Annotated in this window: 24 protein-coding genes, 1 tRNA gene and 5 pseudogenes; 15 read left to right on the forward strand and 15 right to left on the reverse strand. The window is 62.3% G+C overall.

Going from position 1 to position 23738, the window contains the following annotated elements:
* Positions 1-41: 41 nt before the first annotated feature.
* The 5 genes and pseudogenes from MF410_RS13475 to MF410_RS13495 all read left to right on the forward strand — a co-directional run bounded on the left by MF410_RS13475 (position 42) and on the right by MF410_RS13495 (position 3059).
* Complete coding sequence (locus MF410_RS13475) at positions 42-794, forward strand: glucose 1-dehydrogenase (RefSeq protein ID WP_097627350.1); 753 nt, start codon at positions 42-44, stop codon at positions 792-794.
* Positions 795-825: 31 nt separating this feature from the next.
* Complete coding sequence (locus MF410_RS13480) at positions 826-1425, forward strand: NAD(P)-binding domain-containing protein (protein WP_097627349.1); 600 nt, start codon at positions 826-828, stop codon at positions 1423-1425.
* An 84-nt stretch (positions 1426-1509) separates the two neighbouring features.
* A complete protein-coding gene (locus MF410_RS13485; RefSeq protein WP_097627348.1) occupies positions 1510-1923 on the forward strand; it encodes a nuclear transport factor 2 family protein in 414 nt (137 codons plus the stop codon).
* 107 nt (positions 1924-2030) lie between these two features.
* The gene (locus MF410_RS13490; protein WP_097627347.1) at positions 2031-2663 is read left to right on the forward strand and encodes a class I SAM-dependent methyltransferase; all 633 of its coding nucleotides are present in this window, start codon (positions 2031-2033) and stop codon (positions 2661-2663) included.
* A 163-nt stretch (positions 2664-2826) separates the two neighbouring features.
* Positions 2827-3059, forward strand: a pseudogene (locus MF410_RS13495) (hypothetical protein).
* A gap of 212 nt (positions 3060-3271) precedes the next feature.
* On the opposite strand, the gene MF410_RS13500 reads toward MF410_RS13495, so the two are convergent.
* From MF410_RS13500 to MF410_RS13530, 7 genes are all read right to left on the reverse strand, one after another.
* Positions 3272-3865 carry a hypothetical protein gene (locus MF410_RS13500; protein WP_097627346.1) on the reverse strand — a complete coding sequence of 198 codons (594 nt, stop codon included), beginning with the start codon at positions 3863-3865 and terminating at the stop codon, positions 3272-3274.
* Positions 3866-3878: 13 nt separating this feature from the next.
* Positions 3879-4076, reverse strand: a complete 198-nt coding sequence (locus tag MF410_RS13505) for a helix-turn-helix domain-containing protein (protein ID WP_097627345.1) — start codon at positions 4074-4076, stop codon at positions 3879-3881.
* Positions 4073-4369, reverse strand: coding sequence for a GcrA family cell cycle regulator (locus MF410_RS13510; protein ID WP_097627344.1), 297 nt, complete (start codon positions 4367-4369; stop codon positions 4073-4075). Before MF410_RS13510 ends, MF410_RS13505 begins: the two co-directional genes overlap by 4 nt.
* Positions 4366-4761 (reverse strand): hypothetical protein, encoded by a 396-nt coding sequence (locus MF410_RS13515; RefSeq protein ID WP_097627343.1) that lies wholly within the window; start codon positions 4759-4761, stop codon positions 4366-4368. The genes MF410_RS13510 and MF410_RS13515 overlap by 4 nt, the downstream gene beginning before the upstream one ends.
* Positions 4727-5092: a hypothetical protein gene (locus tag MF410_RS13520; protein ID WP_064837306.1), complete on the reverse strand. Its 366-nt coding sequence runs from the start codon at positions 5090-5092 to the stop codon at positions 4727-4729. Before MF410_RS13520 ends, MF410_RS13515 begins: the two co-directional genes overlap by 35 nt.
* Positions 5093-5115: 23 nt before the next feature.
* The gene (locus tag MF410_RS13525) at positions 5116-5343 is read right to left on the reverse strand and encodes a sigma-70 family RNA polymerase sigma factor (RefSeq protein ID WP_239619813.1); all 228 of its coding nucleotides are present in this window, start codon (positions 5341-5343) and stop codon (positions 5116-5118) included.
* 160 nt (positions 5344-5503) lie between these two features.
* Positions 5504-5740 (reverse strand): hypothetical protein, encoded by a 237-nt coding sequence (locus MF410_RS13530; protein ID WP_097627324.1) that lies wholly within the window; start codon positions 5738-5740, stop codon positions 5504-5506.
* Positions 5741-5822: 82 nt separating this feature from the next.
* Between MF410_RS13530 and MF410_RS13535 the strand changes: the two genes are divergently transcribed.
* From MF410_RS13535 to MF410_RS13545, 3 genes are all read left to right on the forward strand, one after another.
* The gene (locus MF410_RS13535) at positions 5823-6470 is read left to right on the forward strand and encodes a S24 family peptidase (RefSeq protein WP_097627752.1); all 648 of its coding nucleotides are present in this window, start codon (positions 5823-5825) and stop codon (positions 6468-6470) included.
* 820 nt (positions 6471-7290) lie between these two features.
* On the forward strand, positions 7291-7554 hold the full coding sequence (locus MF410_RS13540; protein ID WP_097627320.1) for a hypothetical protein: 264 nt from the start codon (positions 7291-7293) through the stop codon (positions 7552-7554).
* A 12-nt stretch (positions 7555-7566) separates the two neighbouring features.
* Positions 7567-7794, forward strand: coding sequence for a hypothetical protein (locus MF410_RS13545; protein WP_097627318.1), 228 nt, complete (start codon positions 7567-7569; stop codon positions 7792-7794).
* A gap of 26 nt (positions 7795-7820) precedes the next feature.
* Here the strand turns inward: MF410_RS13545 and MF410_RS13550 are convergent, their stop codons facing one another.
* Entirely contained in the window at positions 7821-8060 is a 240-nt protein-coding gene (locus MF410_RS13550) for a DUF982 domain-containing protein (RefSeq protein ID WP_088396116.1), read from the reverse strand.
* Between the two features lie 118 nt (positions 8061-8178).
* Between MF410_RS13550 and MF410_RS13555 the strand changes: the two genes are divergently transcribed.
* Complete coding sequence (locus MF410_RS13555) at positions 8179-8790, forward strand: hypothetical protein (protein WP_097627315.1); 612 nt, start codon at positions 8179-8181, stop codon at positions 8788-8790.
* Between the two features lie 50 nt (positions 8791-8840).
* Here MF410_RS13555 and MF410_RS13560 read toward each other — a convergent pair.
* Positions 8841-8917: transfer RNA gene (locus MF410_RS13560), tRNA-Pro, on the reverse strand.
* Between the two features lie 265 nt (positions 8918-9182).
* Here MF410_RS13560 and MF410_RS13565 point away from each other — a divergent pair.
* Positions 9183-9590 carry a hypothetical protein gene (locus MF410_RS13565; protein ID WP_097627314.1) on the forward strand — a complete coding sequence of 136 codons (408 nt, stop codon included), beginning with the start codon at positions 9183-9185 and terminating at the stop codon, positions 9588-9590.
* Between the two features lie 288 nt (positions 9591-9878).
* On the opposite strand, the gene MF410_RS13570 is transcribed toward MF410_RS13565, so the two are convergent.
* Entirely contained in the window at positions 9879-12851 is a 2973-nt protein-coding gene (locus MF410_RS13570) for an NAD(P)-dependent oxidoreductase (RefSeq protein WP_239619814.1), read from the reverse strand.
* A 188-nt stretch (positions 12852-13039) separates the two neighbouring features.
* Between MF410_RS13570 and MF410_RS13575 the strand changes: the two genes are divergently transcribed.
* Both MF410_RS13575 and MF410_RS13580 read left to right on the forward strand, forming a co-directional pair.
* The gene (locus tag MF410_RS13575; RefSeq protein ID WP_239619815.1) at positions 13040-13390 is read left to right on the forward strand and encodes a hypothetical protein; all 351 of its coding nucleotides are present in this window, start codon (positions 13040-13042) and stop codon (positions 13388-13390) included.
* Between the two features lie 363 nt (positions 13391-13753).
* On the forward strand, positions 13754-14947 hold the full coding sequence (locus MF410_RS13580; protein ID WP_097627311.1) for a TCR/Tet family MFS transporter: 1194 nt from the start codon (positions 13754-13756) through the stop codon (positions 14945-14947).
* A 246-nt stretch (positions 14948-15193) separates the two neighbouring features.
* On the opposite strand, the gene MF410_RS13585 is transcribed toward MF410_RS13580, so the two are convergent.
* The 3 genes from MF410_RS13585 to MF410_RS13595 form a co-directional block, all read right to left on the reverse strand.
* Positions 15194-18589, reverse strand: a complete 3396-nt coding sequence (locus MF410_RS13585) for an acyl-[ACP]--phospholipid O-acyltransferase (protein WP_097627310.1) — start codon at positions 18587-18589, stop codon at positions 15194-15196.
* Between the two features lie 93 nt (positions 18590-18682).
* Positions 18683-18964, reverse strand: coding sequence for a YiaA/YiaB family inner membrane protein (locus MF410_RS13590; RefSeq protein ID WP_003557239.1), 282 nt, complete (start codon positions 18962-18964; stop codon positions 18683-18685).
* 49 nt (positions 18965-19013) lie between these two features.
* A complete protein-coding gene (locus MF410_RS13595; protein ID WP_097627309.1) occupies positions 19014-19700 on the reverse strand; it encodes a PspA/IM30 family protein in 687 nt (228 codons plus the stop codon).
* A gap of 111 nt (positions 19701-19811) precedes the next feature.
* On the opposite strand from MF410_RS13595, the pseudogene MF410_RS13600 reads away from it, so the two are divergent.
* Positions 19812-20420 (forward strand): annotated as a pseudogene (locus MF410_RS13600) (WHG domain-containing protein).
* 390 nt (positions 20421-20810) lie between these two features.
* Positions 20811-21589, forward strand: a pseudogene (locus MF410_RS13605) (SDR family NAD(P)-dependent oxidoreductase).
* A 51-nt stretch (positions 21590-21640) separates the two neighbouring features.
* Here MF410_RS13605 and MF410_RS13610 read toward each other — a convergent pair.
* Positions 21641-22472 (reverse strand): annotated as a pseudogene (locus tag MF410_RS13610) (DUF429 domain-containing protein).
* Positions 22465-23424 carry a DUF5655 domain-containing protein gene (locus tag MF410_RS13615; RefSeq protein ID WP_097624161.1) on the reverse strand — a complete coding sequence of 320 codons (960 nt, stop codon included), beginning with the start codon at positions 23422-23424 and terminating at the stop codon, positions 22465-22467. Before MF410_RS13615 ends, MF410_RS13610 begins: the two are co-directional and overlap by 8 nt.
* Before the next feature lie 101 nt (positions 23425-23525).
* Between MF410_RS13615 and MF410_RS13620 the strand changes: the two are divergent.
* Positions 23526-23681: pseudogene (locus MF410_RS13620) on the forward strand (daunorubicin C-13 ketoreductase); the annotation flags it as partial.
* Positions 23682-23738: the final 57 nt, after the last annotated feature.

The following is a 23738-nucleotide window of genomic DNA, read 5'->3' on the forward strand; positions in this document are numbered from 1 at the left end:
GCGATCCCGCGCCCTAGGAACACAACGAAGGATAGAACATCATGAAAAAACTCGAAGGCAAAGTAGCAGTCATCACGGGCGGAAGCAGCGGCATCGGATTGGCCACTGCCAAGCGCTTCGTGGAGGAAGGTGCGCAGGTCGTGATTATCGGGCGACGCGAGAAAGCCTTACAAGAGGCTGCGGCCCTTATCGGGAAAAACGTGACGACAGTCGTGGGCGACGTCTCGCGCCTGGAAGATCTGGACCGGCTCTACGCCACCGTGAAGGAGAAACATGGTCACATCGACATTCTCTTCGCAAACGCGGGCGCAGGTACGGTCGCGCCGCTTGCGGCAGCGACTGAGGCCCATTTTGACCAGACCTTCGATGTGAATGTGAAGGGTCTGTTCTTTACGGTGCAGAAGGCCCTTCCCCTCTTCAAGGACGGCGGATCGATCATTCTGAACTCTTCGGTCTCGAATGTGATGGGGCTGCCAGCGTTCAGCGCTTACGCAGCGAGCAAGGCGGCTGTTCGCAGCTTCTCGCGGTCTTGGACCCAAGAGCTGAAGGACCGCAATATCCGCGTCAACACGATGAGCCCCGGCGCGATCGAGACTCCCGCCTTGGCGACAACGACCGGCCTGACCGCTGAGCAAGCCGAGGAGGCGGTCGCCCAGTTTGCTGCACAGATCCCAATGGGACGCAGGGGCAAGCCAGAGGAAATCGCGGCTGCGCTCACGTTCCTCGCCTCCGATGAGAGCTCCTACATCACCGGTATAGATCTCGCCGTCGATGGTGGTTGGGCGCAGGTCTGACCCGGCGTCAACACAGGATCGGAGAAGCATTATGAGCTACTCAATTATAGGATTCGGCAATATCGGCCAGGCTATTGCTAGGGCCTTTGCCAGAAACAGCATCGAAGTTTCCGTTGCAACCACGCGCGACCCGGAAAGCTTCGCATCCGCCGCAGCCGCGATCGGGCCCACGATCATTCCCAAGAGATTGGCGGAAGCCGTCAAGGCGGACATCATCTTTTTGGCTGTCCGTTTCGAGGCGCACCCGGAGGTCGCGAAGACGCTTCCCACCTGGCAGGGGAAGACAATCGTCGATGTGACCAATGCCTACGGCGTGCCCCCGGAGGAACTCGAAGGACAGCCGTCTTCCAGGTACGTCGCACACGCGTTTTCCGGTGCGAAACTGGTCAAGGGCTTCAACCATTTGATCGCGGCCAGCCTTGACCAGGATCCCGCCGTAAAGGGTGGCAGGAGAGTCGTGTTCCTGGCGAGCGACGATGACGCTGCCGCAGCGGAGATTGGTGCGCTGGCGAAAAATCTCGGTTTCGCGCCGATCGAACTTGGCGGGCTTTCTGAAGGCGGACTGCTTGTGCAGGCGCGCGGAAATAGTTGGGGCCGGCTGATCTTCAAGGACCTGGTCAAGTTCGACTGACGAACACGACATCCCCATCAGCAGCGACACGATGCACCCGATCGGATCGAGCGCGATCCGATCGGCAGAAATGGAGAAGATGCCATGAGCATCGAGAAGAACATCAAGACCGTGAAGGACTTCTTCGCCGCGATCGGCCACGGCGACAGGGAGGCTCTGCTGGCGCTGGTCGCCGAGGACATCGAGTGGATCATTCCGGGCAAGGACTGGCCGCTGGCCGGAACGCACCGCGGGCACGCGGGACTGGCAGATTTGCTCGAGACGGCATCCAAGTCGATAGAAACGTCCACGGAACCCCGGGAGTTCGTAGCGCAAGGAGACCGGGTCCTGGTCGTCGGCTTCGCGAAGGGAAAGATCAAGGCCACGAACAAGCCGTTCGAGGACGACTGGGTCTTCGCCATCACGGTCCGGGACGGCAGACTGACCAACATCCGGGAATACGTCGACACGCAAGCACTGGCGCGCGCCGCGCAGATGGACGCGTCAGGGCTGGCGTAGCGCTGGCCGACGGCGGCCCTCCGCCCGGCGTCGAAGGTGAATGAGCCATGGATCGGAGCCTCGCACGCCGCGCGCTCGTCTAATACTCAACCGTAAAGGAGATTCCAATGTACGACCAATCCAAGCTATCCGAATTGATCCGGTTCGCACGGGTCGATGCGGGCTCCACCGTCATCGACGTTTACCCGGGCGACGGTGACTGGACCCGCCTCTTCTCCGACATCGTGCGACCCGACGGACGGGTCTTCAGCTTCGTACCGGCCGAAGTCGCTCACTTCAAGAACGATCCGGTCGGCCGCATGCGAACGCTTGCGATGGAACCGGGCCGAGCGAACGTCGAAGCCGTCTCGGCGGACCTCGTGGCGATGCCGGAGGTCACGCAAACAGCGGATGTCCTGTGGCTGCATCTGTTTTACCACGATCTCCACACCGCCCTGATCCAGGCCAGGGGCGCGACGGCCGCCGCCTTCAATCGAGCCGTCTACGAGCGGCTGAAGCCCGGCGGGTCCTATGTCATCGTCGACCACGCCGCCGCCGTCGGGGCGGGCACGAGCGATGCACAGTCGCTGCATCGGATTGAGCCTGCATCCGTTCGCGAGGAGGTGGAGGCGGCCGGCTTCGTACTGGACGCGCAAAGCACCGTGCTCGCGAACAAGGACGATTCGCACTCGATCAAGGTCTTCGATCCCTCGATCAAGGGAGCGACCGATCGCTTCGCCTATCGATTTTTGAAGATCTAACACTGAGCCATTCGCCAACGATGAGGTCGGCTCTCGTACGGGAGGCGGCTTCTGGTGGTTCGTCTTCGAAAGTGGACGAATTGTTCCAATCCATTGTCACCCATTGACGTAAACGGGTTTCACCCCAATACGGTCAGGCCAGCCAGACGACAACAGGAGTGTAATCGTGAGCGAACCGACCGTAGCAGATGCAACAAACCGCATTTATGAGTCGCTCCAGGCGGACAACGCCGACATCGACGTGCATATCGCGGCCCTAAAGGCAGCGTTGACGCGGGCGGGTTTGAAAGAGGCCGTATTCGACCCGGCCAGGCTCGTGCAGAATAACCGTTCTGGCAGGAAGCGGATGGAGGCCTACGGCAGCGCGGTGTCATGGTGAAATTCTCAGCCTCGTGAAGCCTTCCTATGAAGGCAGACGGCTGTAATCACAGATGTCGCAGCATGCCCCTCGCCCCGCTCCCGCCCGTGTCTCCGGGCCGCTGCTAATGGAGGCCGAGCGTGGATCCTCGGGCAAGCCCGAGGACGACGGAGGGTGAGTGAGCTCTGCGGCAAGGACAGCGACGGCGGATGGGATGTCGGCGAATTTCGCTTCCCTCGCCTCGTCATCATCACCCACCCCTCGCCCCGCGCAGCGCGATCAACCCGCGCCGCAGCCAGAGCAATTGCTGCGGCGGCATCTGGCGCAGGTGTTCGTAGTCCATCACCGTGACGTTATAGACGGTGCTGCGCACCTGCGGGCCGTCCTGGCAGCGCAGCAGGATGCCCTGCAGCGCCATCATGCGGTTGCTGGCCTTGCGGGCGCGGTCGGCGAGGCTTTCGGTGACTTCGCCTTCGTGGCCCTTGACGGAAAAGAGCGATTGCGCCCGCGGGCTCGGGGCCGGGATGCCGGTGGTTTTGTGGTAGCGGGCGATCGCCTCGGCATAGTCGTCGCCGGCCTGGCGCTGCGCTGCGGTGATCAGGCCGTCGAGGAACATGCGCCCCAGCGTATAACCGGCAAACGGGCTCTTGACCGTCTCGTCGTCGACCGTCCGGCCGAAGCCGTGGATGCGGCGGCGGGCTGATATGGCGACGCTGATATTGTCCTTCTCGGTCTCGAAGGGCTTGATCTTGCCGCAGGGAAAACGCTCGACATTTGCCTTGCGCGGCCGGCCGGCGCCCTTGTTTGCCCGCTGTGTCCTGACCTTGGCTGCTTTGCCACCCATGTTGATTGTCCTTCTATCGAATAATGCCGTTGCGCAGTGCGGCGGCGACCAGTGCGGTATCCTTGAAGACGCCGAGTCTCGCCTTGGCGTTGGCGATGTGCGTATTCACGGTGATGGGGGAGATGCCGAGAATGGTGCCGATCTCGGCGGCGGTCTTTCCGGCCGCCATCCAGCCGATGATTTCGGTTTCGCGCGGGGTGGGCTGGCTCATGATGCCGGCCCATCGATGCAGGGCACGCGCGGCATTGTCACCTCAGCCCCCGACAAGGTTACCCGCGTGACGCGGTCGGGGTGGCGGATCGGTGCCGGCGCCTCGCGGGTCTCGGGCGGCGGCGGCCGGGTGACCTGCCTTGCGGGGAACCTGTCGCGGTTGCGGTGCGCCATGTTGATGACGGTGTTCTTCTTCGAGCCGAACAGGTTGGCGATCTCTCTTGCCGAGAGCCCCTGCTGCCAGAGCTTCTGCGCCTTGACGATCTTGTCTTCCGTCCAGAACAGGCTTCTCACCTCAATGCCTCCTCGTGTCGTGTGGCTCGTGCAATGATCGGGTTGTCGGGAAACATCTTCGCCAGCTCCCGCCTGGCGCTGCGGCTGCCATTCGCGGCGTCGCGCAAGAGCTGCAGCTTGTAGGCCGCGACCTTCGGCTGCGGCGGCTCGGGCGCCGGCGCGACGCGCGGGCGGCTTTGCGCCGTTATCGCCGCCTGCTGCCGGCGGCATTGCTCGGCGAAACTGGCCGAGCTCGGTGCGAAGGCGCGGTTATGATTCCTGACCTTGCCTGAAATGAACAGTTTGGCCGCCTGCCAGACGGCCTCCAGCGGGATGCCGTCGATGGCGAGGAGATAGGCGCGGATCTGCATGTCGGGATCAGTGCCTGATGATGCCGGGAAACCCGAAAGCATCCCCGCTATGATCCTCACCGGAGAGGAAATCTCTTGCGGCATCGACTGTCGTCCTTCTCGTGCTGCTGTTGATCGACCCGGCTTCCCTCGCCTTCTCCTTGAGGTACCAGTCGCATTTGATCGCCTGCCAGCCGCGGAAGATCTGCATCTCGGCAGCGCCGGCCGGATCGCCGGTCAGCAGATATTCCCTGGCCTGGATGCGGGCGGCGTAAGCCGTCAGCGGCTTCCTCAGCGTGCGCCTGCGATGCTCGATGACGGCCGCCGCCAGCTCTTCCCCCAGCACCGGGCTGAGGATGTCCATGATGTCCTTGCTCATTGTGTCCTTCGCCATGCCGTTTTCCCTTTTCCCGCCGCTCAAACCTGCCGCCGCTGCCCGCCGGCAAAATTCACCGGCGTGCCCGGCTTGATCCGATGCGGAAAGCGGCGGATCTCCGCGCCGGCATGATCCTGCTGGGCGGTATCGCCCCTCTCGGCGCTTCGAAGCCGGTGGATCTCGCTTTCCACCGAAGGCACCGACATGCCGAGAATGGCTGCGATTTCGATGTAGTCCCTGCCGGTGCGGAAGAGCTCGAGCGCGTTCATGCCGGGATGATCCTTCTTGTCCATTTCGGGCGCAGCGGGCCGTTGCCGCCGAAGCGGGCGCTGCCAGCTGCTTCATGTGAGTTCATCGGCGGCGATGGCCGCCCGGAAATAGCTGCCGGCGTCGCCGAGGGAGGGCGACGACGCCGGCCACCGAGAGCCGTCAGGGAGGCGTGAGGCTGTCGGGATCGGTGAGCGCAGACGCGCCGGGTCGATCGGCTGTCTGCCGCATCTCCTTCGGGCTGGTCTGCCGGCCGCAATTTTCGCAATGGTGCTCGATCACCTCGGCGATCGACAGCGCCTTGCCGCAGTTCGGGCAGCCGGTGTAGCGGGCGTTTTCGCGCTGGAATGGACCGACTGTCGCCTGGATGGAGGCGTTGATGTTTTGGCTGTTTGTCATGCGTATAGGGTATATTTAATACCCCGCACGTCAAGCAGAAAAAAGCATGACATATACCCTGGAATGGGGTATTTTTTATATCATGTTGAAAGATCAGGAACAATTTGAGCGCGAAGAACGCGCAAAGCGGCTGGTCATGGCCCGGAAAAACGCGGGCTTTGCCGGGCCGAAAGCGATCGTCGACCGGTTCGGCTGGAATGCGAATGTCTACAAGGCGCATGAGTCCGGCCGCAACGGCTTCGGAATTGCCGATGCGAAGAAATACGCCCGCGCCTTCAAGGTCAATCTCAACTGGCTGCAGTTCGGCACCGGCAATGCGCTCGATCCGGATGAGCTGCCGGTCTCTGTCGCCGACGTGCCGAAGATCTCCTGGGTCAGCGCCGGCCAGCTGAGCGAGCAGGCGCCGATCACCGACTTTTCGGAATTCCCGACGGTGGCCGCCCTCGATCTGCCTGATGGCGAATGGATCGCGCTCGAGGTCGAAGGCAATTCGATGAACAAGATCTCGCCGCCGGGCTCGATCATCTTCGTCAACCTTCGCGACAAGCGCCTGGCGCCGAACGCGCTTTATGTCGTCGCCGACGAGACGGGGGCTGCCACCTACAAGCGCTATCGCCCGAACGACAACCCGCCCTTTCAGCCCGCTTCTTATGAGGACGTGCCGCCGCCGGATTTCCAGGGCGTCGTCACCATCGTCGGCCGCGTCCGCCGGTCGATCATCGAGATGTAGGCATCCATGCTCGTTGCGAACAAGCCATATTTATCAAGGAAAACAAGACGATCCTCCCTTCCTCTCGCGCCGGCAGAATCTGGTTCCATATCGTCACATTAGCGGCGCTTCTCCTGGCCTTCAGCGCCACGCGCGAAATGTACGGCCTGTAGGATCCCACCCGATTTCCCCGATCCGGCAACCAGGATCGCGAGAGCATCCTTTCTTCCGAAATCAAAAAATGCAAAAGCTCCGGACGTCGTCCACGCACCGCCGCGTTACCGCCGGGATGGAGCGAATGGCTGCGAGAATATCCTTGGCAGCCCTCCCCCACGACTCCAAATTCGGCGACCCCAAGACCCGGGCCCGGTCACCCTCGCCGGCGATTTCGATCTCGTTGCGCCCCGCCGTTTTTCTCGCAACATCAGACTCCAGAGAATCTTGTTTCTATCTCTCTGTCTTCGCTTCTGAAGGCTGGTGAGGGAGGGTTCCGGCCAAAGCTTCCCCCTACCCCATGAGCAAAGCCCATGAAGCCGGGAGAGCATTGGCCAGGTCCTGAAGGCCGGAGCCGGGATGGGACACGTGCCAGAGGGGCCATTCGCTTCGCCCTCGTCCTGATTTTCTGACAGCGCACTTAAGGACTTTCGCTTCCCGCGCCGCTGGGCTTCGTCAGCTCGGGAGTTGCACCCGGTCGCCCAATCGCTGGCGACAGACATACGCCTATGATTCGTACCTCGTCAATCAGTAGGGTATTTTTTATACCTGCTGCGGTTGACGATTTAGGGTATTATATATACCTTAATCTCATGAGCCGATTAGAGGCGCGTGAGAGGACAGGGCGATGCAGCACATCCGCAATATCGAGACCGTGGAAAGCAGGCGCGACGCCCGCTGGAATGGCGCGCTGGGGATGGGAGACTGCAGCGCCTATATGGCGATCGAGGCCCAGCGCATGGGCGCCCTCGGCTTTGCCTTCCTGCGCCGCCCCGAACATTTAATCCGCGGCCCCTCCTGGCTGCGCGGCGCCCGCGCCTCCGTCGAGGAGCATTACCGCTATGCCCGCGAGATCATGGGCACGACCGATCGCGATCAGCTTTACGCCTGAGGGGGAACGGAGATGTCTGCCGATTGCATCGTCAAGGCCTTTTCCGGCTGCGCCTGCCCGCTCGGTGAATGCGCGCAAAAGCCCCTCACCCCGGCGCCGGTCACCTTCATTTCCTGGCGCAAGCAGGCCATCACCTGCCTCACCTTCGGCTTCCTCGCCGCGATCATTTCGGCCGCCTGGATGGAGACACAGTTCAAGAACCAGGACCGCGCCAATCAGGAACAGGTGTCATGGAAGTAAGCGAATGCTTTTTGAAGCGCCGCCGGTCAGGAAGTGAACTTGATGTCGCTTGCCCTGGCTGCGGTTATGAATGCCCGCCGCACCTGCTCTGGCTCGGCGATATCGTTGAAGACATCGAGCACAAGCAGCTCGGCAGCCTTGGCCGCCGGCGTCTGCTCGGGCCAATCGTTCAGCAAGGTATTGCCGGCCTGAACGACATTATAGACCGTCCTGGTCTTGCCATTGATGGTGATCTTCACCGGTTTGAAGCTTCGTCGCTTGCTCATGATGCAGCCCCTCACGCAGAACACGCAACTCAACGAGCGGCGTTCGGACTCGTTCCGGTTGAGGCGATTATCTCACATGTTATTGTCGCTGAGCGAATCAACTTGCCGGTAGCCAGACGTGCCAGAGCCAGAAAAACGTGGCGACCAGCTTACGTGGACATATGCTCTCTGGCTGTTGCCGTTTCTGGGGCAGGATTGGCTTTATTGGCTTGCTCCCCAATGGGACTGGTGGACGGTCGATCTTTTCGTCTTCCTCGCAACGCTGATCGCCATGGCAGGCTCCCTCTGCTTCAACCTGGTACTGCGGCGCTGGCGACGTGTCCTGTCTCTGCTGATAACGCCCCTGCTGCTGCTCGTCTGCCTTCATCTTCTCGCCGTCGCCGGCATAACGCCCGACAGCGTTCGATTTGCACTGACCAAGCAGGCATATCTGGCAGAGATCAAACGAGCCGATCTCCCGGGCGCGGAGCAGCGCTTCCGGACATTCGTATGGGACGATACGTTCAGGCGTAAGACATACTCGACGCTCGTCTATGATGAGAGCGATGAAATCGCCTTGCCCAAAGGCGCGCAATCCGCAGCCTGGCAACAGCGCCTTCAGACGTTCTGTCTGGAGAGAAAGAAGGAATGCGTCACTCTCTATCCCGGTGCGGACGAGTTCATCAGTGTCAGCAAGATCGGCGAACACTTCTATATTCTGGACGACAGCCTGCCGACCGCGTTTCCCTAAGCCAAGATCTTAGCGGAAACGAAAAACCCCGCCGGAGCGGGGTTTCTAGCTGGTCGGAGTGGAGTGATTCGAACACTCGACCCCCACGTCCCGAACGTGGTGCGCTACCAGACTGCGCTACACTCCGTGACCAGCGGCGCTTCTATAGAACAGCCTATCTGGTTGCACAAGCACCAAATTCCAAAAATCCGAGGGAATTTTTGACGGGTTGATGACAGGGTGCGGCAGGGCGGTGCTGCTGCAAAAAGACACACCTGGAGCAAATCGTCGGGAAGTGCCCCGGGGGCAATTTTCTTTTGCCGGGTTCCGCGCTAAAGGGCTCGACGGGACAGGCGAAACCGCGCGTAGAGAGCGGATTCGCAGCCACTGCGCTAGAGACCAGGGACAACACGATGAAACTCCGCACCATCACCGCGGCCGGGCTTGCAATTGGGCTTGCCGGATGCACCACCATTCCTTCCGCCGGCAATCCGATCGAGGCCCGCTGGGTCGGCAAATCGGCCGGCATCTTCTTTGCCGCCTACGGGCCGCCGCTCAGCGACCGCGAGGAAGGCGCCACCACCGTCTATACCTGGCGCGGCGGCTACAAGACCGTGCGCATTCCGGCCAAATATGCCGAAGGCGCCGACGGCAAGCGCGGCAAGCAGATCGCGTCCGCCCGCACCGCCTATCTGCGCTGCCAGGCCGAAATTACCACCAGTTCGGATTATACGATCCGCGACATCCGCACCGTCGCCGATATTCCCGGCGTCAACGGTCCGTCCTATTGCGCCGAGTTCCTGGCTCCGGAACAGAAGTAACGGGCAACCCGAAGACACGAAAACAGGCGGCCGATGTGCCGCCTGTTTTGTTTTTTGGCTGCCGCTCCGGATCCTCCATGCGCCCGCCGCAAGACCCCTCCCACAAGGGGAAGGAACTAAGCTGTGGTGTTGGGCGGTGGCCAGAAGACAAGTTCTTGCTGGCTGTTATCGCCCCACGGATCGGTACGATGGAGATTACGTGAAGCGGTGCCGCACGTTAGCCCCTCCCCCTTGTGAGGAGGGGTTGGGGCGGGGTCTTGGGCTTGGCCCGAACCGCGCCGCTGCAGCTCACCCCTCCGCCGGCCCATACAGGCCAAGCTGGTCGAGCAGCGCCCGCTGCCGGTCGGCATTTTCGACCAGCAAGCTCGTGTAGCGCTCGACGATCCGCTGGCGATGATCCGGATCGGAAACGGCCGACAGCGCGCCAGTGATGGCGGCGATCTTTTCCGAAGCCTGGCGCAGTTCTTCGAGCAGCTTCGCCTTGCCGCCGGCTTCGGCCACGACCTGCTTCGTCACCCGGCCGATGCCGGCCGGTGTGCGGCTGCCGCCGGAGACGTAACCCTCAGGCAGGTCGCCCTTCAGATTGACGACGGATTTGAAGCGGATGACGTCGAAGATCTGGTCGACAGCCTGCCTGGCGCCGGTCACCCGCGAGGGGTGGTCGGTGTCGGCGGCGGCATGCGGCAGCAGTTCGAGCTTGCCCTTGTGGCGCTCTTCGAGCGGCAGGTAAGGCAGCATCGGGCCGCTGAGCGTGCCGGTCGCCGCATCCCTGAAGAGATCGGCGTCGATGGCCGCATGGGCGATCTTGCCTGAAGAAAGTGCCGCATCGAGCGCATAGGGATCGACGACTTCGCCGCGGTCGTAATTGACGAGCACCGCGCCGTCCTTCATGGCGCCGAGCACCTTGGCATCGACGGTGCCGGCATTGGAATAGGTGCCGGTCGAAGCATCGAGGCGGCCAAGGCCGATATGGACGGAGAGCACGTCGGCGCCGCTTGCCGCTTCCTCAGGGCTTGCGGCATAGTCGAAGCCTTCTGCCTCGATCCAGCGCTTGTGATGTTCGCGGGCATAGATCGCCACCTTCATGCCGAAGGCCTTGGCGAGCTTGGCGACTTCGCGGCCGATATTGCCGTAGCCGAGAACGGCAAGCTTGCGGCCCTCGAGCTTTGCCGTCGGGAAATCCTTGAGCTGGCGGCCGGTATCGAAATCGCCGCCGGCGACCATCCGGTGAAGCCGGTCGACCGGCAGGTCGGGCACGACCTTCAGGATCGCCTTGAGAGCCATCTGGGCGGTCGCTCGGCTGTTGATGCCGGGCGTGTTCATCAGGGGCGCATTGCCGCCCTCGCCATTGCCGCCGCCCCAGGAGGCCGAGCCCATATTGCCGGTGCCGGCGCCGATGCGCACGCCGCCGAGCGAAAAGACGGAGGCCTTCGGGATGAAGGTCGCCGCCGCGATCAGCGCGTCATACTGGCCCTTGTCGGTCTGCGGCAGGATCTCCGCCTCGGTGCTGAGGTTCGGCTGATAGAAGAAGTGGATGCGGCCCTTTTCGAGCGCCGAACGGTCGCTGAGCGGGCCGAGATGGAAGCTGCCGCCCTTCTCCTCGATATAGGCCTTGACCTCGCTATGGTCGGGCTCGCCACCGGCGCCGAAGCGCAGGCCGACGAGATCGGCGATCAGCACCGTATAGGCGTGGTTGGGATCGTCCTTGCGCACGGCGCCGTCGGCCTTGACGGGCGCCTCGAAGGTCACGCCGCTCTTTGCCAGTTCCTCTTCGAGCACGACGATCTTGGCTCTGAGATAGGCATATTGCAGGTTTTCCAGCAGCGCCACGACATCTTCGGGCTCGCGGATGCCGCCGACCCAGGCGCGGTAATCGCCGGGGGTGCCGGGGAAGGCGTTGACGTAACGGGCCGCGTCGAGGCCGGGCTCGTATTCGCCGTTCGGATGGGTGATGCCCTCATAACCGAGCAGCTGCTTGGAACGGGCGATGATGCGGGCATGGATGCCGGCATCGGTGACGTCGTCCTCGACCTTCAGCAGCGTCACCGCCGCGCCGCGGCGCTCGGCATCGGTGACTGCAAGCGACAGCAGCGGATGCGACTTGACCCATTCGTCGATCACCGCGCGGTTGCCGGCGGAGCGGCGGTTGAGCTCGACGACGGAGCCGACCCGGGCTTCCGACTGCAGCAGGCCGAAAGTGGTCTCGGCAAAGGCGAGCGCGCTGTAGGTGTTGATGACGCCGCCGAGCATGCGGTCTTCGGCCGGATCGAAGAACGGCCCGGCATCGACGGAGCGCTTGGCCGAAAACGGCTGGCGCGGATCGATCGGCGGGGCGATCTTCAGCTGGCGCGGGATCGCCCAGGCGGGATCCTGCTGGTTCTTCTCGATCAACGCCAGCGCATGCGGCGTGAAGGAGGCGACGAAATAGCCTGATACCCCGCCGATCGCCTTCTGGAACGGCATGAACAGGCAGCACTTCGCCATGACGGCGCTGACCAGCTCGGGCTCCCACGGCATGGCGCCGAGCATCGAGGTAGCGTCGAACACCGCATGGCGGTTGGCCGGATCGCCGTCGAGCCAGTTCAACAGTTCGTGGATTTCGGCGCTGGTATAGGCGTTCGCCCCCGTCGTCTCGTGGCCGACGCCGACGAAGATCGAAACGCCAAGGGAGGACAGTTCGGCCGCCGTCGGGATCACGCCCTCGGAGGCGGCGAAATGAATGCGGCTTTCGCAACCCTTTTCGGCGAAGCGCTGCATCTCGATCAGCTGTGTTGCCCAGGACTGGCGGAAGAAGCCGGCGGCCTTGGACGGATCGCTCTCCGGCCGCGGCGTATCGACATAGACGCGCTGGCCGGCGTCGTTGGCATTCATCAGGTGCTGGATGCAGACGGTGAACCCGCTATGGCCGCCGCCGAGCCCCACCGCCATGCGGTTGGTCTTGGGGAAACCAAAATAACGATGGATCGCCCGCATCATGTCGGTCAGGATCTTGTCGGCCGGATAGCCGCGATGCATGCTGCGGGAAATCTCGGCCGTGGTGAAGCCGCCGATATCGTTGCCCCGATCGTCGAACTTGCGATAGGTCTTCTCGATCCAGGCGTCGAAGGCGATGCGCCGCAGGCGGCTATCCACTTCATCGGTCGTCGCATCGGTGATCGGCCCGACGCCGAAGAACGGGTTGGACGGCAGCTTCGGCGCACCCGACGCAGTCTGTCGAAGGGCGCTCAATCGCTGTTCCTGCATCTGCGCGATATCGGTCATGGCCTGCCTGTCTGTTCCCCGAGCTGAAGTTGCCTCATGGTGAAGCGACTGCCCCGGCGGGACAACCTCATATGCGCCGAACGACAGACGAAACGCGTCATTGGGGGTGCGGCGTTCATAATATCCCCGCGAAGCCCACCCCCATCCACCCATCTCGACCCCAGGGGCCGCTGCCGCCGGGGCATGCCGTGCCGCGCGAACCGTGCGGGCGCGCGTTTACCATCTCTTCCCTTCGATACTTCGCCCCGTTGATGATGCCCCTAAAAATTGCAATGCTTCAATGTGGCAGGGAAGCGCTCGAGAAGGTTGGTTTGGCCGAGGCAGAAGAAAGACGAACGATTGGGCGGCGCTTGATTTCGCTGGTCAAGATCGTTTGGACAGTTTCGATCGTCATGACGGCAACGGCCCTGGGGGCCCATTACGGCTGGGAGAGCCACGGAATTGCTGGAGCGCTGGCGCTTGGCTTCGTTGGCCTCGTGGCGGGAGGCTTTCTGAGTTCACCTTCCATTCTGTTGGAGGTCCTCGACGGTCTCACTTGAAACACGGCAGAGAATTGATCGACGGCGCCACAAAACCTCACACCGGCAACCATCCCCCACACAAAAACAGGCTTGCCCTACTCAACCATCCGGCGTATGTCTTGCCCGTCGCGAAAAGCGACTGCCTCCCTTGATCCGCTCAGTGGCGGAGTAAACAGGTGGACGAATGGGTCGTCCAGGCGGTCGAGTACACGCCAGCCATGCGCATCAGCCATGGTTCGGCCAGCACCCCCTAGAAACCAATCGCCTGACAAAGATCAGGCCTTATCGTGAGCCATCGGCGTCCCGATGCAATTCCGTGATTTGGAAAAATCAGGGAGGCGCTGACGGTCCTGCGGGCTTGCGTCGACCCGGAACGCACCCATGACCAGATCCCTTATCGTCATCTTTACCGCCATTGTCCTCGATGCCGTCGGCATCGGGCTGATTTTCCCGATCCTGCCGTCGCTGCTGCGCGATATCACCCATGCCGAAAACGTCGCACCGTATATCGGCACGATGACGGCGCTCTATGCGGTGATGCAGTTCATCTTCGCGCCGGTGCTCGGGGCGCTGAGCGATCGGCTCGGCCGACGGCCCGTGCTGCTGATTTCGCTCGCCGGCGCCGCCGTCAACTACCTGTTTCTCGCCTTTGCGCCCAATCTCGCATTGCTGTTCGTCGGCCGGGCGATCGCCGGGCTGACCAGCGCCAATATCTCGGTCGCCACCGCCTATATCACCGACATTTCGCCGGAGGAGAAACGCGCCCGCCGCTTCGGCCTGTTCAACGCCATGTTCGGCCTCGGCTTCATCATCGGCCCGGTGCTCGGCGGCGTGCTCGGCGATCATTGGTTGCGGCTGCCGTTTATCGCAGCCGCCGTGCTCAATGGCGCCAACCTGCTGCTTGCCTTCTTCATCCTGCCGGAATCGCGGCCGGGCAGCCGCGAGACGATCGATCTGGCGGCGCTCAATCCGCTGAAACCGCTGCGGTCGGTGCTGGAGGTCAAAAGCCTGCTGCCGGTCGTCACCCTGTTCTTCATCTTCAGCGCCACCGGCGAGGCCTACGGCACCTGTTGGGCGCTGTGGGGCAGCGAGGCCTTTCACTGGAACGGGCTGTCGATCGGCCTTTCGCTGGGCGCCTTCGGCATCTGCCAGACATTTGCCCAGGCCTTGCTGCCGGGGCCGGCGGTCCGGCTGCTCGGCGAACGCGCCGCGATCCTCGTGGGTGTTGCCGCCGTCTCACTCGCTCTCACCGTCATGGCCTTCGCCGGCCAGGGCTGGATGATCTTCGCGATCATGCCGGTCTTTGCGCTTGGCGGCATCGGCGTGCCGGCGTTGCAGTCGCTGGCGACCCGGCAGGTCGATGAAAATAGCCAGGGCCAGTTCCAGGGCGTGCTGGCCTCAGCCGTCAGCCTCGCCTCGATCGTCGCGCCGCTCGGCTTTTCCAGCCTCTATTTCCTCTTCCGAGAGGAATGGCCGGGCGCCATCTGGCTATCGGTCGTCGCCGTCTACGCGCTCGCCGTGCCGCTGGTACTGGGGTTGCGGCTGGAGACGACGGAGCGGGCGGCGGTGAGTTAGCCGGTCGTGGTGCGCTTCTGTTGGCGCGTGGTGGGGGCTCCCTCCTCTGTCCTGCCGGACATCTCCCCCACAAGGGGGGAGATCGGATAGACGTTAGGGCTTCCCCAAACAATTGCCATTTGGAATCAACGTACCGGCAAAGTGGGACCGAGCGTTGGCCTCCTGCCGATCTCCCTCCTTGTGGGGGAGATGTCCGGCCGGGCAGAGGGGGTGCCGCAGGACGCGACGCCCCAAACCTAAGTCCGCCTAAGCCGCCTCCCCCTTCTCGGCCACGCTCTCCGCCAGCTTGCGCGCCGCGACGAAATCGACCTTGCCGGAGCCCAGTACCGGCACCTTGCCGATATTGACCTCGGCCGGGACCATCATGTCCATCGCGCCCTTGGATTTGGCGAAGGCGAGGAATTCGGCGCGGGTGGCGGTGGGGGCGTCGGTCAGCAGCACCAGGCGCTCGCCCTTCTTGGCGTCGGGCAGCGAGGAGACGACCGACAGCGCCCCGGGCCAGAGTTCGGCGGCGAGCGTCTCGACGGCGGCGAGCGAGATCATTTCGCCGCCGATCTTGGCGAAGCGCTTGGCGCGGCCGCGGATCTTGACGAAACCATCCTCGTCGATGGTGACGATGTCGCCGGTGTCGTGCCAGCCATCGACCAACGGCTCGAGCACGCCGGGCTTTTCGGCGCGGAGATAACCGGCCATGACATTGGCGCCGCGCACATGCAGCCTGCCGCCCTCCTCGATGCCGGGCACCGGTTCGAGCTTCCATTCCATGCCCGGCAGGATTTTGCCGACCGTGCCTGATTTGTTGTACATCGGCGTGTTGATCGAAATGACCGGTGCGGTCTCGGTGACGCCGTAACCTTCCAGGATGCGCAGGCCGAATTTTTCCATATAGGTCTGGCGGGTTGCGGCCTTCACCGGCTCGGCGCCGGAGAAGATGTAACGGATCGAGCGGAAGTCGTAGGGATGCGCCGTCCTGCTGTAACCATTGAGGAAGGTGTCGGTGCCGAAGATGATCGTGGCGTTGGAGACATAGATCAGTTCCGGCACGATGCGGTAATGCAGCGGCGACGGATAGAAATAAACAGGCACGCCCGAGATCAGCGGCAGCACCGTGCCGGCCGTCAGCCCGAAGGAATGGAACACCGGCAGGATGTTGAACACCTTGTCGCCGCTGTGGAAATCGATGCGGGCAGCCGCCTGGGCGGCGTTCGACAGGATGTTGCGGTGGGTGAGCACCACGCCCTTCGGCGTGCCCTCGGAACCCGAGGTGAAGAGGATGACAGCCGGATCATCCGGCTGGCGTTTGACCAGCGGCCGCGCCTTCCTGAGAAACCCGAAAATCTTGTCCTTGAGTGAGATTTCGGCCCTGAGATCATCGAGCCAGACGATCGCCACCTGCTTTTCCATCTCCTCGATCACAGGCCCGAGCTTCGCCTGGGTGACGAAGGCGCGCGAGGTCAGCACATGTTTTACTTCGGCGGCCTTGCAGGCGGAGAGGATATTGGCGGCACCCGCGGTGAAGTTCAGCATCGCCGGCACCTTGCCTGCCGTCATCACGCCGAGAAGGGTGGCGGCGGCGCCATTGGCATTCGGCAGCATGACGCCGAGATTGGTTTCCGGGAAGCGGGCGCGGAATTTTGCGCCGAGCACGGCAGCCCCGGTCAAGAGCTTGCCATAGGTCAGCCGGCCGGTGACCGGATCTTCGACGGCGAGTTTGCCCATGCCGAATTCGCCACCTGCCTGAATGACGCGGTCGAGCACGGTCGACGAGGTATCGGCGGTCTGGAACAGCAGGTTCGACATCACCTGATAAAGGGCAGCGCCTGCCGCCGTGCGGCGCTTGCGGCCTTTCAGTTCCGGCGGCACTTCCAGCTTCACCGGCTCGAGAATGGTGACCTTGACCTTGGGGAACAGCCGGCGGCGGATCTTGCCGTTATCGAGATAGGAGAGATAGCTCTTCTCCAGCCCGTCGATCTTTACCGGCACGACCATCGAGCCTGTTTTGTCGGCGACCATGGCGGCGCCATCATAGACCTTCATCAGCGTGCCGGTCACCGTCAGGCGGCCCTCGGGGAAGATGCCGATCGGGTTGCCGTCCTGCACCACCTTGATCAGCGACCGCGTCGCCATCGGCTTGGTCGGGTCAAGCGGCAGGAATTTGCACATCTTCAGGAAGGGCCGCACCCACCAGGCCTGGGCGATCTTGTAATCGACGGCAAAGGTGGGCTCTTCCTCGGTGATGGCAAGCGCCAGCGCACCATCGAGCAGGCTGACATGGTTGAGGGCGATGATCGGCGCGCGGCCGGCCTTCTTGATATTCTCCAGCCCCTCGACCTCGAGGCGCATGAAGGCGCGGAACAGGATCGAGATGAAATCGCGGAAGGGATTGGTCGGCAGCGTCTTCAGCATCAGCCAGGCGACGGCGAAATTGATGATGCCGAGGCCGATCAGGATCTGAGGAATGGAGGCGCCGAGCGCCTGGAAGGCGGCGACCAGGCCGAGGCCGACAGTGATGAACAGCGCCGAGAGCACATTGGCGGCGCCGATGACGCGGGCGCGGCGGTCTTCATGCGCCCAGGTCTGCAGCGCGGCAAAGGTCGGCACGGCGATGAAGGCGCCAGAGATTGCCATGCCGGCGAGATCGATGGCGACGCGAATGGTATTTTCACCGGCAAAGAAGGTGGCGATCGTCGTTGCATGGCCGACTGACGCCAGGCCCCAGAGGTTCCAGGCGAGATCGAGGCTGAAGAGGCCGAGCAGCGCCGTGCCGACAGGGGCCGGCAGCAGCACGATGCGGCCGGAGGACATCCAGGCGGCAATCGCCGAGCCGACGGCAACGGCAATGGCAAAGACGGTGAGATAGGCCGGCACGACGAGCTCGGAGCCGCCGAGCAGCTCGGTCACCATGGTCGGCAGGATGGACAGCACAAAGGCGCCGACCAGCCAGAACCAGCAATTCATCAGCGCCGAACGCCACAGCCGTTTATCGGCGCGGATTTCCATGACCAAGGTGTAGCTGGAGCGGATGACATTGCGGTCGATTTCGAGATCCGGCGCCTTGGAGCCGGTGGGCGGGATCATCCGGCTGGCCAGCCAGCAAAGCACCGAAAGCCCCATCATCATCGTGCCGAAGATCAGCACATTGTCACCGCCGGAGAAGGCGAAGGCGGCGATGATCGTGCCGGCGAGGATGGCGATGAAGGTGCCGCCCTCGATCCAGGCATTGGCCTTCGGCAGGTCGCGGCGTTCGAGATGATCGGGCAGGATGCCGTATTTGATCGGCCCGAACAGCGCCGAGACGACGCCGAACCCAAACAGCGCCGCCATCAGCACGAAAATCGAGGAAAACGCCAGACCGACGACGGCAAGCCCGGCAATGGCGATCTCGCAGCGTTTCAGCAGCTCGGCAATCTTGGCCTTGTCATGCTTGTCGGCGAGTTCGCCGCCGAGCGCCGAGAGCAGCAGGAAGGGGACGATGAGGATGACGCCGGCAAGCGTCACCAGCGCAGCCCCCTCGCTCGCCGACATCTTGAAGAGAATGAGGAACACCAGGGTGTTCTTCAGAAAATTATCGTTGAAGGCCGTGAGGAACTGGGTCCAGAACAGCGGCGCGAATTTCCTTGATGTCATCAGATTGTGTTGCACGGGCTCGTTCCTCTTTCGGCAGGCAGAGAAGGCCACAGAGTTGTTACGCAATAGTTGAGTGCGATAACAACTCTGCAGTGCGGTTAACGAAGATCAATCTTCATCGTTACGATTGAACTTGACCAGCAGTTTCTCGGTGCGGGCATCCTCGACCTTGCGGATCAGCTTCTCGGATTCGGCATTGTCGCGCAGCGTCTTGGTGATGTTCACCGTGGTCTGCACCAGCATTAGAATGCCCATGGCGAGATAGCCTTTGCCCCAGAGATCGAGCGGCATCATGTAAAGGCCAAGCGCCAGCATGAAGGCGGCCGAGCCGAAGGAGATGTAGGAGAAGCTGACCCAGCTTGAGGAATGTTTCTGGAAACTGTCGTTCATATCAGTGGTCCCTATGGTTCGATGGATGAATGGTTCGATGGATGCAATTTCAGGCAGCAGGCGTGATGCGGCTCTTCAGCCGCGCCAGCACATCATCGGCGGATGAGCGCAGCGGCGCCCCGCAGCCGGCATTGGCAAGCTTTTCGATGATGCCGGCCGGGCGGATGGCGCCTTCCGTGTCCTTCAGGGCTGCGGCCGTCAGCTCATTCTGGCTCTGGCGCAGGCGAAGCCGGGCGAGCGTCTCCTCAGCATCGTCGAGCGTCGCAAGCCCCGGACCGGCGACGACGACATCGAGCTTCTGCGCCTCCTGCGTGGCGCGGGCCAGCCGCTCGCCGCGCTGCAGCTCCTGCAGCCGCGCCTCGGACGCGCGGACGATCGCCTTCAGCTTGTCGATGGAGCTGGTGAACTGACCTTGCGCCTTTTCGGATGCATCGCGCTCGGCTTCGAGATAGGCGATCGCCTCGGCCGCCTCGCGGGCCAGGGCCTCATTGCCCTTCGCCAAGGCGGCGGAGGCGCGGTTTTCCAGATCGGCGATGCGGGCGACGATCGCTGCGTGCTGCACCCTCTCCTGCTCGTTCTGGGCGATGGCGACGGCGACACTGCGGCGGGCCGACTGGATCGATTGGGCGGCATCGCGGATCTGCTGGGCAAGCAGCGGCACGGCGTTGCGATCGGCAAAAGCCTGTTCGGCATCATGCGCCCTGCCCCGCAAGAGAATAGAAATCAGTTTGAACATTTCTTGCCTCCGGTTTATGAACGTTGTTCACGAGAGGTGTTATGCCAGAATCATGAACGTCGTTCAAGATAAATTTTGAACGACGTTCAAAAAATCGAAGTGGAATGGTTAATGGCCGGCAGACGAGAAGAAAAACGCGAAGACCTGAAGGCCCGGCTGATCGAGGCGGCGCGCGAGCGGATCGCCCGCGACGGGCTGACGAATCTTCAGGGCCCGCGACATCACCCAGGATGCCGGCTGCGCGCTCGGCGGCCTCTACACGGTCTTTTCAGACCTCGCCGAGCTCGTCATCCACGTCAACTCCGCCACGCTGAAGGCGCTGGAGGCGAGGCTGACGCTTTCCGAAACCAAGGACAAGCCGCCGACCGACCGGCTGCGCAACCTGGCGCAGGGTTACTTAAGCTTCGCCGTCGAGCACCGGAACCTCTGGAAGGCGCTGTTCGACCACTTCCCCCCGACACCAGCCCGACGCCGCAATGGCATCTGAACGAACACCTCTTCCTGATGGACGTGATCGCCGAACCGCTGGCCGAACTGCAACCCGACATGCCCCCCGAAGACCGAGCCATCCGCGCCCGCACCCTGTTCGGCGCGGTGCATGGGGTGGTGAGCATCAGCCTCGAAGGCCGCTTCGTCGGCCTGCCGCTGGAGCGGCTGGCGCGGGAGGTGGATGAGCTGGTGCAGACGATTGCGGCGGGGGCGGAAAGGCGGCGGGGGTGATTTCAGTGGTTTAGCGGGGTAGGATTTGGTTGGGACGCCACCCCACCCTCCGTCATCCTCGGCCTTGAGCCCGGGATCCACGGCGCCGCCGTTTTTCGCCGAGCCCCACCACCTCCTCCGTCATCCTCGGGCTTGACCCGAGGATCCATGCCCCGAGCATTGTGCTCGCCGTCGACAGACGGAGCGGCAGGGGGCATCCTATGCGTGAACTCATGTACGTCGAGTGCTGCGTATGGATCCTCGGGTCAAGCCCGAGGATGACGGAGTAGGTGGGAACCAATCTGCAAAACCGCACCCACTCGCTGGCGGACTTGTCCACCATCCCACCTTGACCCGACCACCCTACACAAGCACTCTGCCCCCCTCCACGCCGCCGCGAAGGGAAACCCAATGAGCCGCATCTTCATCACCGGTTCCACCGATGGCCTCGGCCTTGCCGCCGCCCGCACCCTGATGAAGGAAGGCCATGACGTCGTGCTGCATGCCCGCTCCCGGAAGCGGGCCGCCGCCATATCCGAGGTGTCAGCCACCGCACTCGGCATCGTCATCGGCGATCTCGTCAGCACCACGGAAACGCGCTCGATTGCCGAGCAGGTCAACGCCATCGGCCGCATGGACGCCGTCATCCACAATGCCGGCATCTACCTCGAAAGGAGCCGGGGCGAAACGCCTGATGGTCACGCCAAGACGCTGGCGGTGAATGTGCTTGCCCCTATCTGCTCACCGCCTGGATCACCCGCCCCGAGCGCCTCATCTATCTCAGCAGCGGCATGCACCGCAGCGGCAGCAGCGCCCTTGACGATATCGACTGGAAGAAGCGGCCGTGGAACGCCAGCCAGGCCTATTCGGAAAGCAAGCTCTACATCGCCACCCTCGCCACCGCCATCGCCCGCCATTGGCCGGATGTTCTGAGCAACGCGGTGGATCCCGGCTGGGTGCCAACGAAGATGGGCGGCGCCGGCGCACCCGATGACCTGGAGATGGGGCATCTCACGCAGACGTGGCTTGCGGCGAGCGATGCGGAGGCTGCGAAAGTCAGCGGTGGGTATTGGTATCATCGGCAGCGGCGGGAGGCGGCGGCGGAGGTTGGCGATACTGGGTTTCAGGATGCGCTGGTGGAGAGGCTGGCGGAGTTGACTGGCGTCCGGCTGTTCGCAGATGGCCGGTGAGGCGCAAGAACGGGGTCCGCAGGCATGGCACGGCGCCATATCAGGATCGCACTATCTAATTGGCACATTCCTTTTCCTTGCAGCGGTAACCAACCGCTCATGGATGCCGTTTACCGCCGGGGCGATCATGTAGCCGTTGTCCAGATCACCAATCATGACAGATTGGTCGCGCGGTGCCAAAAGCCAATGCAAGCCAACGAGGCCACAGATCATCGCATCAACCTTGTCCTGATCGGCTTTCCTCGGCATCAGGTTAGTCGACACATCAGAACACCAGAGTTCTAGCTGCTCTAAAGCCCTGAGCGATCCGAATGTCCGGATCGTCTCCGCCACGGAAAGCCAGTGATCTAATTTAAACATTTTCCGGTTGGCTGGGTTGTATTTTGGCGCCCCATAACGTTGGCAGTAGGCGCTCTCCATAACAACCAGTGCTAGAGCGGGGAATACTTCAATTAGAAAGAGCCCTGACGATGCGGCCCGTGCGGCCTCTGGATCCTCAATGGCGCCGATTGCCTGTTTGAACCGCCAGATCGGTGCGGCATCATCAAACATGCCAAGCTTCGATCGGTTGGCTGGTTGAACACCGCCACCTACCCAGGAGATGAGCGCCCCTGCAACCTTGTCGACCGGACGCGAGCCACTGAGGTTGGGAACGATTGTTGGCTGATCGAGCGCGACGAGACATTTGCCGACCTCAGATCTTTCGGTCCTTATAACCGTTGCCGCTTCGCTGAATGACGCCAACCTCGGCGCAACGTGCAACCGCGCACCTTGCGTATCGAGTCGAACGACACAGATTGCACCCGGCGCCCTGAGGATTGTCGGTCCAAGCTGAATCGAAACCGACGACAGATATTGTTGTGGCGCTCCCCTGATCACCCACCCTCGTAAGCCCGAACCAGTAATGGCTGTGCTTTCTCAAAATCCGCCATCGACTTTAGCGTTACCTGAAGATCACCCGTACCAAAGTGGCCAACATTGCTCACGTCGCGTGCAAAGCCGCTTTCAAGCGCCACGGTAGTTGGATCGAGCTTTAGAAAGAGCGTCACAGTCCGCGCCTGGGGATAGATCTCCATGCAGACGAAGTTCTTCAGCCGCTTAAATGCTGTGTAGAGCTTCAATTCCTTTACCTGCACATCATCCCCGAGCGCGATCAGAAACTGGTGAACAGCGTCATAAATATCTCGAAGGTCTGCCGACGACTGCGATAGCCGGTAGCTCATTCGTTGACTGAGGTAGGGGTCGCTTTCCTGACCGGCCTCAGCTGCGGGCTGCAGGGAGCCCAGGCTTTTCACCTCAGTTATCACCTTAGTGCCAGTGAGTTTACTGGTCTTCGGCACATGCACCAGTTCCAACATCAGCAGATCCTCGCCGAACCGCCGGTAGCGAATAAGCTCGATGTTTCTGGCGATCTGCTTAACGGCGTGCTCGTCATAGCGGGTGAAATCGCCGGCGATGCAGAGCAGTCGCGGAGCAGACCAGTCAACAGCATTCGCCACGTCCTGGCCGAGGCGTTCCATAACCAGCCATTGGAATTCCTTGCGGTGATCAAGCAGCCAGTCGAGGTAGAACAGGCCCTGGTTAATAACGTTCTCGTTCACCGACCGCTTGTATTCGATGATGACCGGCGAGTTGTCCTCGTCCAGGCCGAGCGTATCGATCCTTCCGCCGTGCACGTGACCGGTCGAGTGCTCGGTCGCCAGGAAGCGGATGCCGAGCAACGCCTCGAGATTGGCCTCGAACAGAACCTGCAGGGATTTCTCGACCTGCATGGCGCTGCCGGGCAGCTCGCTCACCTGCGCGTCGCCGAAATTAAAGAGTTTGATATCGCTCAAAATTTGCCCCAGGCGTGACCGCAGATTGTACAGAAATTTCTATTCGCTTTATCGCCCTTGTCCAGATAATTTGCCGGCGAGCGCCGATTTGCGAGCATCGGCTGGCGACGAGCGATGCCGCCACAGCCAAGGCCAGCGGCCGGCATTGGCATCATCGTCAGCAACGGGAGGCGGCGGCGGAGAATAGCGATCCGGGGTTTCAGGATGCGCTGGTGGAAAAGCTTGCTGAACTGACGGGTGTCCATCTGTTTGAAGAGCGCGGGGAAGGCGCAGGACCGGCGGGGTGCCGGGCGTTGCCGACCGTGTTCTTCGGA

Source organism: Rhizobium sp. C104 (genome assembly GCF_022354505.1).
Lineage (GTDB): Bacteria > Pseudomonadota > Alphaproteobacteria > Rhizobiales > Rhizobiaceae > Rhizobium > Rhizobium redzepovicii.